The organism is Pseudomonas allokribbensis, assembly GCF_014863605.1.
GTDB classification, from domain to species: Bacteria; Pseudomonadota; Gammaproteobacteria; order Pseudomonadales; family Pseudomonadaceae; genus Aquipseudomonas; species Aquipseudomonas allokribbensis.
The window spans coordinates 6,279,077-6,295,559 of record NZ_CP062252.1 but is presented as its reverse complement, the minus strand read 5'-3'; the positions used below and the strand labels follow the sequence as shown (position 1 = coordinate 6,295,559).

General features: G+C 61.7%; 16 protein-coding genes. 9 read left to right on the top strand and 7 right to left on the bottom strand.

Going from position 1 to position 16,483, the window contains the following annotated elements; genetic code table 11:
• Nucleotides 1-15 precede the first annotated feature (15 nt).
• The 4 genes from IF199_RS29020 to rsd all read left to right on the top strand — a co-directional run bounded on the left by IF199_RS29020 (nucleotide 16) and on the right by rsd (nucleotide 3,806).
• Complete coding sequence (locus tag IF199_RS29020) at nucleotides 16-1,158, top strand: uroporphyrinogen-III C-methyltransferase (protein WP_192559275.1); 1,143 nt, start codon at nucleotides 16-18, stop codon at nucleotides 1,156-1,158.
• On the top strand, nucleotides 1,155-2,393 hold the full coding sequence (locus IF199_RS29015) for a heme biosynthesis protein HemY (protein WP_192559274.1): 1,239 nt from the start codon (nucleotides 1,155-1,157) through the stop codon (nucleotides 2,391-2,393). Before IF199_RS29020 ends, IF199_RS29015 begins: the two co-directional genes overlap by 4 nt.
• A 217-nt stretch (nucleotides 2,394-2,610) precedes the next feature.
• Nucleotides 2,611-3,162, top strand: coding sequence for a disulfide bond formation protein B (locus tag IF199_RS29010; protein WP_192559273.1), 552 nt, complete (start codon nucleotides 2,611-2,613; stop codon nucleotides 3,160-3,162).
• Nucleotides 3,163-3,347: 185 nt separating this feature from the next.
• Entirely contained in the window at nucleotides 3,348-3,806 is a 459-nt protein-coding gene (gene rsd, locus IF199_RS29005) for a sigma D regulator (RefSeq protein WP_085731442.1), read from the top strand.
• Nucleotides 3,807-3,865: 59 nt separating this feature from the next.
• On the opposite strand, the gene IF199_RS29000 is transcribed toward rsd, so the two are convergent.
• Complete coding sequence (locus tag IF199_RS29000) at nucleotides 3,866-4,531, bottom strand: FKBP-type peptidyl-prolyl cis-trans isomerase (protein WP_096817361.1); 666 nt, start codon at nucleotides 4,529-4,531, stop codon at nucleotides 3,866-3,868.
• Between the two features lie 192 nt (nucleotides 4,532-4,723).
• On the opposite strand from IF199_RS29000, the gene IF199_RS28995 reads away from it, so the two are divergent.
• Entirely contained in the window at nucleotides 4,724-5,893 is a 1,170-nt protein-coding gene (locus tag IF199_RS28995; RefSeq protein WP_192559272.1) for an AlgP family protein, read from the top strand.
• On the opposite strand, the gene IF199_RS28990 is transcribed toward IF199_RS28995, so the two are convergent.
• Nucleotides 5,890-6,351: a TIGR02444 family protein gene (locus IF199_RS28990; RefSeq protein ID WP_192559271.1), complete on the bottom strand. Its 462-nt coding sequence runs from the start codon at nucleotides 6,349-6,351 to the stop codon at nucleotides 5,890-5,892. The genes IF199_RS28995 and IF199_RS28990 overlap by 4 nt on opposite strands.
• Before the next feature lie 50 nt (nucleotides 6,352-6,401).
• On the opposite strand from IF199_RS28990, the gene IF199_RS28985 reads away from it, so the two are divergent.
• The 3 genes from IF199_RS28985 to IF199_RS28975 all read left to right on the top strand — a co-directional run bounded on the left by IF199_RS28985 (nucleotide 6,402) and on the right by IF199_RS28975 (nucleotide 9,640).
• Nucleotides 6,402-8,312 carry an ATP-binding cassette domain-containing protein gene (locus IF199_RS28985; protein ID WP_096817366.1) on the top strand — a complete coding sequence of 637 codons (1,911 nt, stop codon included), beginning with the start codon at nucleotides 6,402-6,404 and terminating at the stop codon, nucleotides 8,310-8,312.
• The gene (locus IF199_RS28980) at nucleotides 8,312-8,893 is read left to right on the top strand and encodes a mechanosensitive ion channel family protein (RefSeq protein WP_096817368.1); all 582 of its coding nucleotides are present in this window, start codon (nucleotides 8,312-8,314) and stop codon (nucleotides 8,891-8,893) included. The genes IF199_RS28985 and IF199_RS28980 overlap by 1 nt, the downstream gene beginning before the upstream one ends.
• Nucleotides 8,894-9,007: 114 nt before the next feature.
• Nucleotides 9,008-9,640, top strand: coding sequence for a LysE family transporter (locus tag IF199_RS28975; protein ID WP_085708946.1), 633 nt, complete (start codon nucleotides 9,008-9,010; stop codon nucleotides 9,638-9,640).
• Nucleotides 9,641-9,700: 60 nt separating this feature from the next.
• Here the strand turns inward: IF199_RS28975 and IF199_RS28970 are convergent, their stop codons facing one another.
• From IF199_RS28970 to IF199_RS28950, 5 genes are all read right to left on the bottom strand, one after another.
• Entirely contained in the window at nucleotides 9,701-10,444 is a 744-nt protein-coding gene (locus IF199_RS28970; RefSeq protein ID WP_096817370.1) for a penicillin-binding protein activator LpoB, read from the bottom strand.
• A gap of 3 nt (nucleotides 10,445-10,447) precedes the next feature.
• Nucleotides 10,448-11,035, bottom strand: coding sequence for a penicillin-binding protein activator LpoB (gene lpoB, locus IF199_RS28965; RefSeq protein WP_096817372.1), 588 nt, complete (start codon nucleotides 11,033-11,035; stop codon nucleotides 10,448-10,450).
• Between the two features lie 36 nt (nucleotides 11,036-11,071).
• Nucleotides 11,072-11,446, bottom strand: coding sequence for a YcfL family putative periplasmic lipoprotein (locus tag IF199_RS28960; RefSeq protein WP_192559270.1), 375 nt, complete (start codon nucleotides 11,444-11,446; stop codon nucleotides 11,072-11,074).
• 15 nt (nucleotides 11,447-11,461) lie between these two features.
• Nucleotides 11,462-12,856, bottom strand: coding sequence for a COG3014 family protein (locus IF199_RS28955; RefSeq protein ID WP_192559269.1), 1,395 nt, complete (start codon nucleotides 12,854-12,856; stop codon nucleotides 11,462-11,464).
• Between the two features lie 202 nt (nucleotides 12,857-13,058).
• On the bottom strand, nucleotides 13,059-14,432 hold the full coding sequence (locus tag IF199_RS28950; RefSeq protein ID WP_192559268.1) for a COG3014 family protein: 1,374 nt from the start codon (nucleotides 14,430-14,432) through the stop codon (nucleotides 13,059-13,061).
• Nucleotides 14,433-14,583: 151 nt separating this feature from the next.
• Here IF199_RS28950 and IF199_RS28945 point away from each other — a divergent pair, with 151 nt between their 5' ends.
• Nucleotides 14,584-16,479, top strand: coding sequence for an FTR1 family protein (locus IF199_RS28945; protein ID WP_192559267.1), 1,896 nt, complete (start codon nucleotides 14,584-14,586; stop codon nucleotides 16,477-16,479).
• The last annotated feature ends 4 nt before the right edge of the window (nucleotides 16,480-16,483 follow it).

The following is a 16,483-nucleotide window of genomic DNA, read 5'->3' as shown; positions in this document are numbered from 1 at the left end:
GCAAAGGATGGATACGTGAGCGAAACAGCCTTGCCTAAAGATGACGTTCAACCTGTGATCGATGCACCGGTTGAAGTACCGCCACCGGCCGCTGAACCGCGCCGAGGCAACGGATTGGCCATTGTCGCGCTGCTGCTCGGCGCTGCCGGTATCGCAGTGGGTGGCTGGGGTGTCTGGCAGGTGCGACACCTGCAAGCCAACACTCAGGAGCAATTGAGTCAGGTACAGGCGTTGAGTGATCAGGCACAGACCCTGAAACTCAACGACCAGCGTCTGACCGAGCGCCTCGGGCAGTTGCCGGGCGCTGACGAACTCGCCGACCGCCAGCGTCTGGTGACGCAGCTTCAAGGTGATCAGCAGCGCCTCAATCAACGTCTGGAAACGGTTCTCGGTGCCAGCCGCAAGGACTGGCGCCTGGCCGAGGCCGAGCACTTGTTGCGTCTGGCCAGTCTGCGTCTTTCTGCCTTGCAGGACATCAGCAGCGCTCAGGCGCTGGTGCAGGGCGCCGATGAAATCCTGCGCGAGCAGAACGACCCGGGTTCGTTTGCCGCGCGCGAGCAAGTGGCGAAAACCCTGGTGGCGCTGCGCAGCACCGCGCAGCCTGATCGTACCGGTCTGTTTCTGAGACTGGGTGCGTTGCGCGATCAGGTCATCGAGCTCACTGAGCTGGCACCTGAGTACAAGGATCGCGGTGATTCCCTGCTGGGTCTGACTGCCGATGGCGACGGTGCCAGTCGCTGGTCGCAGTGGTGGGATCAGATCTCGCGATACATCCGTATCGATTTCAACGCGGACAAAAAAGTCCGGCCGCTGCTCGCCGGTCAGAGCCTGAGCCAGGTGCGTCTGGCCTTGAGCCTTTCGCTCGAGCAGGCTCAATGGGCCGCCCTCAACGGCCAGGCGCCGGTGTACACCCAGGCATTGGTTGAGGCGCGGGATGTGCTCAAGGGCAATTTCAACCCGGACAATCCGCAGAGCAAAATCATGATCGAGCAAGTGGCGGAGCTGAGCAAGCAACCGGTCACGGTCGTCACCCCGGATCTGGCGGGCACCCTCAGCGCTGTGCAGGCCTATCTTGAGCGACGTAACGTCAACGCTGAAGACTCGGTGAAACCCTTCGCCAAACCTGCTGCCAGCACCGCGCAGGAGGCCACGCCATGAAGCGTCTGTATGTCATCGTGTTTCTGGTGATTGCTGCGACGGCGGCGCTCGGTCTGGCGATCGCCGAGCATTCCGGTTACGTGCTGGTTGCCTACAAAAGCTTCCGCTATGAGTCGAGTCTGTGGGCAACGCTGGCGCTGGTGGCGGTGTTATGGCTGCTCATCTGGGGCATCAAGGCGCTGGTCGAGCTGGTGCTGACTTCGGGTGGCGTAGTCAATCCGTGGTCGCGCCGCAACCGCAGTCGACGCGTACAAGTGGCGATCGAGCACGGTCAACTGGATCTGGCCGAAGGTCGCTGGGCCAGTGCCCAGCGCCATCTTTACCGGGCCGCCGAGGCCGAGCGTCAACCGTTGCTGTATTACCTTGGCGCCGCCCGTGCCGCCAACGAGCAAGGCAATTACGAGGAAAGTGATCGTCTGCTGGAGCGCGCCCTCGAACGTCAGCCTCAGGCTGAGCTGGCGATCGCCTTGAGTCATGCGCAACTGCAAACCGACCGTGGCGATACTGAAGGTGCGCTGGTGACCTTGCAGGCGATGCGCGAGCGTCATCCGCATAACGTTCAGACCCTGCGTCAGTTGCAGCGCCTGCATCAACAGCGTGGTGACTGGTCGGCGGTGATCCGCATGCTGCCCGAACTGCGCAAGGACAAGGTCCTGCCTCCTGCCGAACTGGCCGAGTTGGAGCGTCGTGCCTGGGGTGAGAACCTGTCGCTGGCGGCGCACCGCGAGGAAGATGGCGCGGTGGGTCTGCAGTCGCTCAATCGTGCCTGGCAGCAACTGACCTCGTCGCAGCGTCAGGAGCCTCCGCTGGTGTTGGCTTACGCTGAGCAACTGCGCCAGCTCGGTGCTCAGGTCGAAGCGGAAGAGGTGCTGCGCAACGCCCTCAAGCGCAAGTACGACAGTCACCTGGCGCGCCTCTATGGCCTGGTGCGCGGCAGTGATCCGACGCGTCAATTGCAAGCGGCCGAGGGCTGGCTCAAGGATCATCCCGCCGACCCGAGCCTGCTGCTGACACTCGGTCGACTGTGCCTGCAAGCGAGTCTGTGGGGCAAGGCGAGGGACTATCTGGAAAGCAGCCTGCGTACGCAGCGCAACCCGGAAGCCTGTGCGGAACTGGCTCGATTGCTGGCCCGACTCGGCGATACCGAACGCAGCAACCAGCTGTTCCAGGAAGGTCTGGGTTTGTTGGATGAGCGTCTGCTGGCCGCGCCTTTACCGGTACAGGCTCACGCCTGAATGGACGAGGGAGTGCGCTCCCTCGCTCATGTTCTCGACTGAATAGTTACCGCTAATTCGCTTCTGAGGCAAAGTCCTACAGAGGCCTACATTCTTTCCTCTCAAGCCTGTCGGGATTTCCCTACACTTCTGGTGAAGTGTCGTCAGCGGCCCGCCTTGAAAGGCCGCGTCCCTTTCCTCTACCGTAACTGCCTGTCTTTATTGTTACGGATAACCCATGTCGTTGACCTGCTCACGCTCCCTGTTATTTATGGCTTTCACGGCGGGAACACTGGCGCTGGGAGCTTCCTATTACCTCGAGTACGCGGTCGGCCTGGTGCCTTGCAGCCTGTGCCTGGTGCAACGGCTTTTCCTGAGTATTCTCACCGTTTGCTGTGGCGTGGCGGCTGTGCATGGGCCCGGTCGTTTCGGTCTGTCGCTCTACTGGTCTGGCGCGTTGTCAGCCGCTCTGGGTGGAACGATGGCGGCCTGGCGGCAGGTGCTGCTGCAGAGTGATTCGATGCATCACCTGGCGCAATGCGCACCCAACCCGGAAGAGCTTTTCAGTTCTCTGCCCTGGCTCTGCGCCCTGGCGCGGATGTTCAACGACAGCGAGGATTGTGCGCAATTGTCCTGGACATTGTTTGACCTGAGCATTCCGGAGTGGAGCCTGCTGTTCTTCGTCGCGCTGTCGATCCTGGCGGTTTACCAGATGCTGCGGCTGGCCTGGAGCGCTCTGCAACGACCGCTCAGCGGCGAAGCGTCGCACCGGGCGCTGCTCGGGGATTAAACACTTGTATGAACTTTCTCTCCTGCGTACCTTGAAGCCATAGGCGTGCGGGCATAATCTGGCCCGCACGTGTCATTGGATTTGTGTTGCTCGATGACGCTCTGCCTGGCCGCCTCTCAAAGCAATACCCACAAGAAGGGGCGCGGGAGTAGGGCAGCATGACCCACAAGGGAAGAGAGATCGCCATGCTCGAAAGTTGTCAGAATGCTCAGGAACGTTGGGGTGGAGTTCATCTGCTGATCGACCGCTGGCTCCAGGAGCGTGAGGAGCTGATCGCTGCTTACGACAAGCTGGGCGCAGAGCCTCAGTCACTCTCCGTGGATCGAAAGCCCTTGCAGGAATTCTGCGGCGTGCTGGTCGATTACGTGTCGGCCGGGCATTTCGAAATCTACGAACAGCTGACGGGCGAGGCCAAGGCCTTCAACGACAAGCGCGGCCTGGAACTGGCCGAGACGATTTATCCACGCATCGATGTCATCACGGAAAAACTGCTGGCCTTCAATGACCTTTGCGATGAAGGCAAATGCGTTGCCGAAAAATTCAAGGAGCTGGGTGGGCTGCTCCACGAGCGCTTCGAACTGGAAGACTGCCTGATCGAAGTGCTGCACACCGCTCATAAGGAAGAGGATTCGGTTCAGGCCTGAACCGACCCTGCAAGACACAAAAACGGTGCGCCAACAGCGCACCGTTTTTTATTGGGCGATCAACTGGTCGCGCCGCGCAATTCGACTTCGAACACCAGCGGTGTGAACGGCGCGATCAAGTCGCCGGCACCGTCGGCGCCGTAAGCCTGATCCGATGGAATCACCAATCGCCACTTCGCACCCACCGGCATGTTTTGCAGCGCGGTGCGCCATCCGGCGATCACGCTGTCGAGATTGAACCACTGAGGCTGAGTGTTCTGATCGAACACGGTACCGTCCGGCAGTCGACCGACATACAGCACCTGTACTTTTCCATCCGGGCCGGCCTTGGTGCCATTCCCCGGCGCCAGCTCGGTCAGCAGGATGCCGTCAGCCAACTCTTTCACTCCCGGTTTGGCTTTTTCGGCGGTGAGAAAACGTCGCTCGTTTTCCATCGCAGCCTCAGTCGACGGCATGGCGGCATGCTCGGCCGTCTGCGATTCGTGATCGGCCAGGATCTGCTCGATACGTGCCTCGCTCAGGGCCAGCGGCTTGCCTTGATAGGCCTGTTGCAGACCTTCGATCAATGCCTGGATCTGTAGCTGCGGCACTTCTTGACGCAGTCGTTCACCGAGGCTCGCGCCGAGACTGTAGGCCAGATCATGAGCATCGTTCGCGGTGTTTTTTTCGTCGGCCTGAACCGCCGAAAAGATCATGCAGAGGGATAAAAAAAAGTAGCGCGACATGGGCACTCTCCGTCCTGAATTGCGGTGGATTATGCCAGCGCGAACGTCTGCACCGGTGAACTGCTTTGAGCAATGTGCAGAAGTTTTTCGCAAGCCTGCAACCGAGTGCATTCGATACTGTCAACATGCCCTAGCGGCGGTAGCAGCAGAGGTCTAGTATGAGCCGCACTCACGTCAGCCAGGAGGTAAACCATGTCGGCCACCAAGAAGCCTGTAAATACTCCGTTGCACTTACTCCAACAGCTCTCGGGCAGCCTGCTCGAACATTTGGAAAACGCTTGCTCCCAAGCCTTGGCTGATGCTGAAAAACTGCTCGCCAAACTGGAAAAGCAACGCGGCAAGGCGCAAGAAAAACTGCACAAATCCCGCACCAAATTGCAGGACGCAGCCGCAGCCGGTAAAGCCAAGGCGCAGACCAAGGCCAAGGGTGCCGTGAAGGAGCTCGAAGACCTGCTGGATGCGCTGAAGGATCGTCAGTCCGACACCCGCAGCTACATTCTGCAACTCAAGCGTGATGCCCAGGAAAGCCTGAAACTGGCCCAGGGTGTCGGTCGTGTTCAAGAAGCCGTCGGCAAGGCGTTGTCCCTGCGTTCGGCCAAGCCGGCAGCGGCGCCTGCGAAAAAAGCGGCCGCCAAACCTGCTGCAAAAGCCCCGGCCAAGGCGCCTGCCAAAGCCCCGGCAAAAGCGCCAGTGAAAGCCGCCGCAAAACCTGCAGCGAAGAAACCCGCAGCCGCCAGCGCTGCAAAACCTGCGGCTAAAACCGTCGCGGCAAAACCTGCTGCCGCCAAGCCGGCTGCTGCCAAACCAGCCGCTGCCAAACCAGCTGCCAAGCCTGCCGCGAGAACCGCTGCTGCAAAAGCTGCTCCGGCGAAAACCGCAGTTGCCAAACCGGCTGCAAAACCAGCCGCCAAAACCGCTGCTAAACCGGCAGCAAAACCTGCGGCCAGAACGGCTGCTGCCAAGCCAGCAACCAAAACCGCGGCCAAACCGGTTGCCGCTAAACCTGCAGCGAAACCAGCCGCCAAGCCTGCGGTAAAAGCCGTGACTAAACCTGCTGCAAAACCGGCCACCGCCGCCAAGCCTGCAACTACTGCGGCCAAGCCAGCAGCTACCGCTAAACCAGCAGCGGCTGCCGCCAAGCCAGCAGCGAAACTCGCCGCAAAACCTGCCGTGAAAAAACCTGCCGCTGCCAAGCCAGCTGCAGCGAAACCGGCTACTGCACCTGCTGCCAAGCCAGCCGCGCCGGCAACCCCGGCATCGACCGCAGCACCTGCATCCGCCGCCACTACCTCGACCACCACCACCGCGCCATCGTCGGCACCGGTGTCGAGCGTCGCCAGCAACCCGACCAGCGCTTCCTAAGCACCGGTCGCCGCGACGCGCAGCACTTGCAGCGCGTCGCGGTTCAGGTTGGCCGCACTGCCGGCCAGAGCCTCCAGCCAGTCACTCGATTCCTTCGAGTTGCGCCTCCAGCCCTGCGCCGCGCCTTCAAGTCGCGACAGCAACGCGCGCTCCGCCTCCAGTTCCAGCCCCTTGATCTGCTCGCGCATACCCTTGAGCACCGGATCCGTGTCGGCCAGCGTTTTCCACTGCATGCGCATCGCGCGCAGCGGTTGAATCACGTCTTTGTCCCAGGGGGCGGTCAGCTCTTGAAGCTGTTTCGCCCGCACCTCGTCGCAGGTCGCATCGCGCTGTTCCAGCCACAAGCCGCACAACATCAGGCACACATTGGCCCCCGCCGATTGCAGGCGCAGGCAGGCATCTTCCACGCCGGGACGGGCGTAGATGGTCAGGGCAAAGCTCCACAGGTCAGAGGACATCGTGCTACTCGCGCCAGTTGTGAGGGAAGCTGGTAGACTCCGCCGCCATTATGATCCGACTTCAGAACCTGACTTTACAGCGTGGCCCGCAACGTCTGCTAGAAGACGCCGAGCTGACCCTGCACGCCGGCCACAAAGCCGGCCTCATCGGTGCCAACGGCGCCGGCAAATCCAGCCTGTTCGCCTTGCTGCGCGGTGAGTTGCACCCGGACTCGGGCGATTGCCTGCTGCCGGCCGACTGGCGTATCGCCCACATGCGCCAGGAGGTCGACACCCTCGAGCGCCTGGCGGTCGACTATGTGCTCGACGGCGACCTGCGTCTGCGCAAAGTGCAGCGTGAGCTCGCGGCAGCCGAAGAGGCTCACGACGGCACCGCACTGGCCCGCCTGCACATCGAACTCGACAGCGCCGACGGCTACACCGCCGATGCGCGTGCGCGCAAGTTGCTGGCCGGTCTCGGTTTCACCAATGAGCAGATGGATCGTCAGGTAGGAGATTTCTCCGGCGGCTGGCGGATGCGTCTGAACCTTGCGCAGGCTTTGATGTGCCCATCGGACCTGCTGCTGCTCGACGAACCGACCAACCACTTGGACCTCGATGCCATCATCTGGCTCGAAGAGTGGCTGAAAAGTTACCCCGGCACGTTATTGCTGATCTCCCACGACCGGGATTTCCTCGATGAAGTCGTCGATCATGTGGCCCACGTCGATCAGCGCAAGCTGACCCTCTACCGTGGCGGCTACACCGCGTTCGAACGCGCCCGTGCCGAACGTCTGGCCCAGCAGCAACAGGCCTACGAGAAGCAGCAGGCGCAACGTGCGCACATGGAAAGCTACATCGCCCGCTTCAAGGCCCAGGCCACCAAGGCCCGTCAGGCCCAGAGCCGGATCAAGGCGCTGGAGCGGATGGAAGAGCTGTCGGCGGCCCACGTCGATTCGCCGTTCGACTTCGTGTTCCGTGAATCGACCAAGATTTCCAGCACGCTGATCGACCTGTCCGATGCCAACCTGGGCTACGGCGACAGAACCGTGCTGGAGAAGGTCAAGCTGCAACTGACCCCCGGCGCGCGGATCGGCTTGCTCGGCCCCAACGGCGCGGGCAAGTCGACCCTGATCAAGAACCTCGCCGGCGAACTCGAACCGCTGGCCGGGCGCCTGACCCGTGGCGAAAACACCGTGGTCGGCTACTTCGCCCAGCATCAGCTCGACTCGCTGGACGCCAAGGCCAGCCCGTTGCTGCACTTGCAGCGCCTGGCACCGACCGAGCGCGAGCAGACGTTGCGTGATTTCCTCGGTGGTTTCGACTTCCGTGGTGCGCGTCTCGACGAGCCGGTGCTGAATTTCTCCGGTGGTGAAAAAGCGCGCCTGGCCCTGGCGTTGATCGCCTGGGAACGGCCGAACCTGTTGCTGCTCGACGAACCGACCAACCACCTCGATCTGGAAATGCGCCTGGCGCTGACCATGGCGTTGCAGGAATTCAGTGGCGCGGTACTGGTGGTTTCCCACGATCGGCATCTGCTCAAGAGCACCACCGACAACTTCTACCTGGTCGCGGACGGCAAGGTTGAAGAGTTCGATGGCGACCTCGAAGACTACGCCCGTTGGCTGGTGGAATACCGCCAGCGCAACGCGCCGGTCAGCAACACGCCGGTCAACCCGGACAAGACCGACAAGAAGGCTCAGCGTCAGGCCGCCGCCGCGTTGCGTCAGCAACTGGCGCCGCACAAGCGCGAGGCCGACAAGCTCGAAGCCGAGTTGGGCAAGCTGCACGAGAAACTCGCCAAGGTCGATGCCAGCCTTGGCGACAGCGACATCTACGAGCCGGCGCGCAAGAACGAATTGCGCGACCTGCTGGCCGAACAGGCCAAACTGAAAGTGCGCGAAGGCGAACTTGAAGAGGCGTGGATGCAAGCGCTGGAAACCCTGGAAAGCATGCAGTCGGAGCTGGAGGCGCTGTCCTGATGGACGCGTTCAAGCTGCCGCTGCCAGCGGTGTGGATCGAGCCGATCTGGCTGGGCGTGCAGATTCTGCTGATCTTGCTGGCCGGATACTTCGCCCAGCGCGTCGTCGCCCGATTCCTGACCCGCCTGGGCGAGAAGTATCCGTTCCCGCCGCAGCTGCTGATGCCGCTGCGCGGGGGGCTGCGCTGGCTGATCATGGGCAGCGCGCTGATCTTCGTGCTGGAACGCCTCGGAGTCTCCGCCACGGTGCTGTGGACGGCGTTGTCCGGCTTCGTCGCCGTCGCGGCGGTGGCGTTCTTCGCCATGTGGAGTGTGCTGTCGAACCTGCTCTGTGCGATTCTGATTTTCACCGTCGGCCCGTTCCGTCTCGGCGATGTGGTCGAACTGGTGGACACCACCGACAAGCCCGGCGTCAAAGGCCGGGTGGTGGCGATCAATCTGCTCTACACCACGCTGATCGAAGCCGAAGAACTCGGCACCGGCAGCGCCATGGTGCAGGTGCCCAACAGCCTGTTCTTCCAACGCTCCGTGCGACGCTGGCGCGGGTCGGACGTGTTCCCGTCCAGCGGTTTCGAAAAGTGATCGGGCGCCGGCCACGTTGGTCGGCAGCCGCAACATCCTGAAAAAAATCGGTAGTCATCCAGCCTGAATCGCATTAGCTTGGACGTTTGTCACGAGTCCGAGTCGAGGTGTGCGATGGAGCTTCAAACATGGCTGGCGTTTTTTGCCGCCTGCTGGGTGATCAGCCTTTCTCCTGGTGCCGGCGCGATTGCGTCGATGTCCAGCGGTCTGCAATACGGTTTCTGGCGTGGTTACTGGAACGCCCTGGGCCTGCAGCTGGGCCTGGCCCTGCAGATTGCCATCGTCGGCGCCGGTGTCGGCGCGATCCTCACCGCTTCGGCCACCGCGTTCCATGCGATCAAATGGTTCGGTGTCGCGTACCTGGTTTATCTGGCGATCAAGCAATGGCGCGCACTGCCGATGGACATGAGCGATGACGCGGCGGTACGCCCGATCGGTCGGCCGATGGCGCTGGTGTTCCGTGGGTTCCTGGTGAACATCAGCAACCCCAAGGCTCTGGTGTTCATGCTGGCGGTGCTGCCACAGTTCATCAATCCTCACGCGCCGTTGCTGATCCAGTACGTGGTGATCGGCGTGACCATGATCTGCGTCGACCTGATCGTCATGGCCGGCTACACCGGGCTGGCGTCGAAGGTGCTGCGTCTGCTGCGTACACCGACCCAGCAGAAGCGCATGAACCGCACGTTTGCCGGGCTGTTCATCGGTGCGGCGGCGTTCATGGCGACGTTGCGCAAAGCCGCCGCGTAAAGCGGGCGGGCATAAAAAAGGCGACCTTTTCAGGTCACCTTTTTCGTTTTCGGCAGTCGGTCAGTGAAGAATCACCGGCGCCGTATCACGCGGCAGATTGTTGCGCTGCTGCGGTTCGCGCGGTTGCTCGTAACCGTTGCCGCCGAGCTGCATGCTCAGCTGTCCGGCGACGTCTTCGCCCAGCGCTTTCGAGACATCACGCACCACCCGTGGGCGGTTGAGTGAGATCTTGATGTCGCGGTGGTTCACCAGTTTGGTGTCCTGCGCTTCACCCATCGCCGTGAAGGCCGAGGTGATTTCGTAGGTCTTGGTGTTGATCAGGCTGAAATCCGCCACCAGCGTCAGGCCCAGTACGGCCGAATAGCTGTCGGTGTTCGCCAGCTCGTTCATGTCCTGGGTGAAGTCGATGTCGGACACCGTGCCGAACAGCACGTAGTCGGCGCCCTTGAAGTTGCCGGCCTTGATCCGTTTGATCACATCGTAGATGTCACCCTTGGACGAGGCAGTGTATGGCGTGCCCTGGATCAACTGGAACATGCCGGTGCGCAGGATTTCACCCTTGATGTCGCCGGTGAATTTGCGCAGCTCGGCCTGCTCGATGTAACTGGTGTTGGCTTCGAACTCGTCGTAGCTCGAAGAACCGCTGGAGCTGTAGTAGCCCTCGCGGTAATTGTTCTTCGACGAAACGATGTGGATGTATTGCTCCACACGTTCCTGGTACGCCAGATCCGTTACCGCGACTTTTGGGGCCGCTTGCGCGCTGAACGCGCAAGCCAGGGCCATCATGCCAATCCATGCGCGCATCAATTAACGCTCCGTGGTTTTGCGGATCTCTTTCTCGTCCATCCACTCGGCCAGACCGCTTTCAACGTCGATCAGTTGCAGGCTGAATTTGTAGAAGACGTCCTTGTAGTCGCTGCTGCGCTTGACGATCGAGCTGATCGAACCTTCAAGACGGTATTTGGCCGCAATCATGTTGCCGGTCTTGGCCACGGTGTTCTTCTTGTACAGGCCGCTCTGGTTTTGCAGCTTGAGCTGGTCGACCTGGCTCTGCATGGCGGTGTTGTCGCTGGCGAAACGGGCGGCGCCGGACTTCATCAGCTGAGTCTTGATGCTGGTGGTGATTTCACGGGTGTCGATGTATTCGCTGGTCTTGTTCTTCACGTCGTAGACCTGCACCACAGGGCGGCCCTGCAGAATGCCGGACTGGGCGAGGGAACGGGTCATCGACTCGGCGATCATCTGCAGGTCGGTCGAACCGAACTCGTTGGTTACGGTTTCAACGGCCTTGGTGTCGCCGTAGCTGATGTTCTTGCTGCCCAGGGTCGGCGAAGTGTTGGCGCAACCGCTGGCCAGCAGGGCGATGACGGCGATGAAGGAAAAGCGTGCAAACATGGGAATGCTCTCTGAATCGGGAATAGGGTGTCGGGCTTAAGGCGTCTTGAGTTCCAGACGGAAGTCCACGGCTTTCGGTGTCGGGGCGATGCCCTGGATGAAGCTGGTCTGGGCGCCGTACATCATCTGGCTCTTCCAGACTTCTTCTTCGGCAATCGGGAAACCTTCCGGGCCGAGCCAGGCGAAGCGGTAGTAGAACGTCTTGTTGCTGTTGAGGGTGTTGGTCAACTGCACATTGACGGTCATGAAGCCGTTCTCGCGGGCGACGCGCATGGCGCCGACCGCGATGTGTTTCTGCGGGCCCATGGCCACGACCTTGCTCGCGGCGCTGCCCGGCTCCGGTGGTGGCGGGGTGGCGCAGCCGCTGGCCAGCAAGGCGAGGGCGGCGACGGCGAAGAGTTTGAAACGCATGCAAAGACTCCGTTCTTAAGGTTGTTTGAGGCTGGCCACAGCAGTGGCGTTGGCGCTCGGGATCACGTGGGCGGCGAGCCCGGCGGCAAACACCTGGTTGCCCACGGCGCGCAGGGTGATCACCTGATAACGCTGATCGACGGTGATCTTGACCACCGAACCACCCACGGCGTTCGGCAGGGTAACCTGATGCTCACCCTTTTTCAGGCGCAGACGCACCACCTGGGTGGTGTCCGGCAAGGTACGCCACGTACGGGTATCGGCACCTTCGAGCACAGCTGAAGAGATACCGACCGCCAGGCCCGCCAGCGGGTTGGTTTCGTTGATCTTCTTCTGCGCCACGCCTTTGGTGATCGCGCGCACCATGGTGCGTACGATGATCCCCGGCATGTCATCGCGCAGGGCGCGGCGGGACATGGCAGTGGTGCTGTTGAGGGCGGTCAGGTTCAGTTGCTGGCCGTCGACACCGATCTGCGCGAACGGCGCGGTCGAGGTGTCAGGCTTGATGATCGGGAACGACAACGGGGTGATCACCACGCTGTTGGAGATCGGCAGCGGCAGCGGGACGCGGATCGAGTCGCGGGCCGGTGCCAGACCGCTTTGCACCACGATCAGGATGTCGCTGTCATCGCTCTTGACCGGTTTGTCCAGGTTGACCAGCGCCTGTTCCAGCAGCGGCGTGTTCGGGCGCAGCTCGGCGGCCTTGCGATAACCCGGTGCGGCCAGGTCTTTTTCGTCCAGGGCTTCGTAGACGAAGCCGGCCAGGTAGTGGCTGAACGCGCTCTGGTAGCTGTTCTTCAGACCGACCACTTCCGGGGCGTCGAGGCTGGCGACCGGGTAGCCTTGCAGGTCCTTGTACTGGGTCTTGATGCCTTCTTTCTCGGCTTCCTCTTCGCTCTTGAGGTATTCCTTGTCGCGCAGGTCGGCGATCACGGCTTCACGTTCGTGGGTCTTCTTGATCGCGGTGCGGGCGCCGTCGAAATCGTTGACCGCCAGCAGGTTCAGGGCCATCTGCGTGGTCAGCATGACTTTTTCGTAGTCGTAGCCTTCGTAGCGACGAACCTTGTCGTTGACCAGGAAGCTGCCGAACTGGGCCAGGTATTTGTCGGTGTCGAGCTTGACCGAGTCTTCCCACTTGGCCACTACCTGGTCGGCGCTGGTCCAGGCGTTCTGGCTGCCGGACAGATCACCCTTGGCGCGTAGCAGTTCGCCTTTTTCGAAGTAGTAGAGCAGGTCCTTGTCTGGACCGGTGTTGTTCTTTTCCAGCAGGGTCAGGGCGGCGTCGACGTTGCCGGTGGCCAGTTGCTGGTTGGTCTGGGCCAGTTCGGAATCGTAGTTGCGAAACGCCGAACAGCCGGACAGCAGGGTGACTGCGCCAAGCGCGATCAGAGTGGGAGCGCGGAATGCCATGGGGTACTTCTTCCATGAGTAGCGACAGCCTCGGGTGCGGGTCGGGCTGCTGGGACCGATCGGCAGTGGCGTTGGCCTCCTGCCAATTCCTCATAATCAGAGGAGCTTTAATGCCGCATCGCGATAACGAGGGCGCGGCATTATAGGCGGCCGATGCTGGCTATGTAATAGCTTTTTAATCGCACCGGTTAGTTCTGTGCCACTACTTATCAGGCAGCCCGGCATTGCCGATCGCATTGCCGATATCGCTCAAAAGTCTCAAGTTGACCAATTGATGATCGCGGTCGATCCGCAGGGTGACCGGTGCCGCACCCGGCAAATTGGGGGCGCCGAACTGATGATTGCCCTTTTTCAGCCGCAGCCGTGCCACCAGTGTCTTGTCTGGCAGGGTGCGCCAGGTTCGCGTATCCGCTTCTTCAAAGGGGTCGTGCTCAGTGACGACCAGCGAGGCCTTGGCCGGGTTGCGTTCATTTTCATGGGCCTGGGAAATGGCCGCCATGTTGGCGCGGAACATCGCCCGGGAAATGATCGCCGGCATATCGTCGCGCAACGTGCGAAATGCCATGTCGGTGACGCTGTTGATCGCGGTCAGCGGCCGTTTGCGGCCATCCACCATGATGTGGTCGAACGCCGGTGTGACAGTGTCCGGCACCAGGATGGGAAAGGAGATCGGCGCGGTAATGACCAGGTTTTCATTGAGCCGCACCGGGATCGGCACGCTGACGGAACTGCGAGCCGGGGCCAGACCGCTCTGGACGACGATCAGCACGTCGCTTTCATCATTGTTGGCCGGTGGCTTGTCGAGGTTGCGCAGCGCCTGTTCGAGGAACGGTGTATTCGGGCGCAACTCGATTGCCTGGCGATAGCCCGGAGCCGCCAGACCCCGCTCGCCCAGCGCTTCATAGGTGAAGCCGGCCAGGTAATGGCTGAAGGCACTCTGGTAGCCGTTTTTCAGTTCAATCACCGCCGGCGCATTCAGGGTCTGGACCGGATAGCCCTGCAGATCCTTGTATTGCACGGAGATGCCTTGAGTCTTGGCCTGCTCCTCGAGTTCCTCGTACTGACGTTCCCGTTGACGGGCAATCAGCGTTTCGCGCTCGTGGGTTTTCTTGATGTCGGCCCGGGCGCCGTCGAAATCGCCGACGGCCAGTTGGTTGAGAGCCATCTGCGTGGTCAGCATGACCTTTTCGTAGTCGTAGCCGTCGTAGCGGCTCAACTTGTCGTTGACCAGCATCGTGCCCATTTCATAGGAGAACCGATTGAGCAGCTTCATGGGCGCAGAAGGCACGACCTCTTCACGTTGAAACACCATGCGGTCGGCGCTGCGCCAGGCCGTCTGACTCTGCGGCAAGGCGTTGGCGAAGCTGAGTATCGAGCCCTTTTCGAAGTAATAGAGCAGATCCTTGTCTTCCCAGGGGTTGTGCCATTCCAGCAGATCCAGCGCGCCCTGAAAGTCGCCGCGCATCAACTGGGCATTGGTCTGTTGCATCTCCAGATCGTAATTGCGGTAGGCGGCGCACCCGCTCAGTTGCAGGATCGTGCCGATTAACACCGGGAACAGCAGGCATTGGCGCATGGAGTGCAGCTCGTCCTTGAACAGTGAGGCGGGAGGTGTCGGATTATAGGGGCGGGCGATGGCTATGTGCCGGAGATTGGAGAGAAAGCTTGAGTCAGGCTTCCGCGACGTGAACAATGTGTTACTTCGCATTTCCAATTGAGACCCCTTCATGACTGCCTCGTCCCGATTCCTGGCCTGGCTGGTGTTCCCGTTGTTTGCCCTGAGCAGCTTCAATCTGCTGGCCGAAACCGTGGAAGGCGCGCCGCAAGCGCTGCACCTGCTCGATTACATCAGCGCCGATTACCCGCCAACGGTAGAGGCAGGCAAGGTCATCGACGATGCCGAATACCGTGAACAACTGGAGTTCACCCGCGCGCTGCAAGGCTTGATTGCCGGCATGCCGGCCAAACCGGAGAAGGCTGGTCTGGAGCAGGGCATCGACGCTCTGCTCGCCGCCATCACCGCCAAGCAGGACGGCGCGGACGTCGCCCGTCAGGCCCGGCAACTGGGGGCGAAACTGGCGGTGGCCTATGAAGTCAGCCAGGCCCCGATCATCACCCCGGATCCGACCCGTGGCGCGCCGCTCTATACTCAGCACTGCTCGGTGTGTCATGGCACCAACGGTGCCGGCGATGGCCCTGCGGGTGTCGGCATGGAGCCCGCGCCGGCCAACCTGCGTGATGCGGCGCGCCTGGATCACCTGAGCCTGTACGCGATCTACAACACCCTCGGCCAGGGCGTCGAAGGCACCGACATGCCGGCCTTCGCCGATCAACTGGACGATCGTCAGCGCTGGGATCTGGCGACCTATATCGCTCAGTTCAGCGCCGATCCGGCCACGGCCAAAACCGACAAGACCTACAACATCGCCGACCTCGCCCGTCAGACGCCGGCCGAAGTGCAGGCCGCCGAAGGCCCGGCCGCCGCCGCGACCTTCCGCGCACAACGGGCGCAACCGCCGCAGGTCAAGCGAGGCCCGGCGCAGTTGCTCGACTACACCGCCGCGACGCTGGACAAGAGCCTTGCCGCTTACCGCGCCGGCGAGCGTGATCAGGCTTATGACTTGTCCGTTGCCGCGTACCTGGAAGGCTTCGAACTGGTCGAAAGCTCGCTGGATAACGTCGACGCCAACGTGCGCAAGGACACCGAAAAATCCCTGATGGCCTACCGGCAATCGCTGCAGGATGGCTTGTCGGTCGAGCAGGCCGAGCAGCGCCTCGACGCGGCCAAGGCCAAACTCAAGGAATCCGCCGGCCTGCTGGGCAGCGACGGACTGAGCTGGTCGCTGAGTTACATCTCCGGGCTGCTGATTCTGTTGCGTGAAGGGCTGGAAGCGATTCTGGTGCTGGCGGCGATCCTCGCGTTCCTGCGCAATACCGGCCAGCAATCGGCGGTGCGCAGCGTCAACGTCGGCTGGGGCCTGGCGCTGTTGGCCGGTCTCGGCACCTGGGCGCTGGCGGCGTATGTGATTGATGTCAGCGGCTCCCAGCGCGAACTGCTGGAAGGCGCCACCGCGCTGTTCGCCAGTGTCATGGTGCTGTGGCTCGGGGTGTGGATGCACGACCGTCGCCACGCAGCGGCCTGGCAGGACTACATCAAGCAGAGCCTGGTCGGTGGCGGTGGTCGATTCGGCTTCGCGATACTGGCGTTCTTCTCGGTGTACCGCGAGCTGTTCGAAGTGATCCTGTTCTACGAAACCCTGTGGTTGCAGGCGGGGCCTGCCGGGCACAACGCGGTGTTGGCGGGTGGGGCGACGGCGCTGGTGCTGCTGTTCGGTCTGGCGTGGGTGATCCTGCGCGGCTCGGCGAAACTGCCGCTGGCACTGTTTTTCAGCATCAACGCGGCGCTGCTCTGCGCGCTGTCGGTGGTGTTTGCCGGTCATGGTGTGAAGGCGCTGCAGGAGGCCGGGATTTTCGGCACTCGCCCGGTGGCGTTCTTCGATTTCGAATGGCTGGGGATTCATGCCGACGCCTACTCGCTGACGGCTCAGGCTGTGGCGATTGCGGCGATCATCGTGCTGTATGGCCGCAGTTGGGTGGCTGAAAAGCGCCGAGTGGCGGCTTGAGATG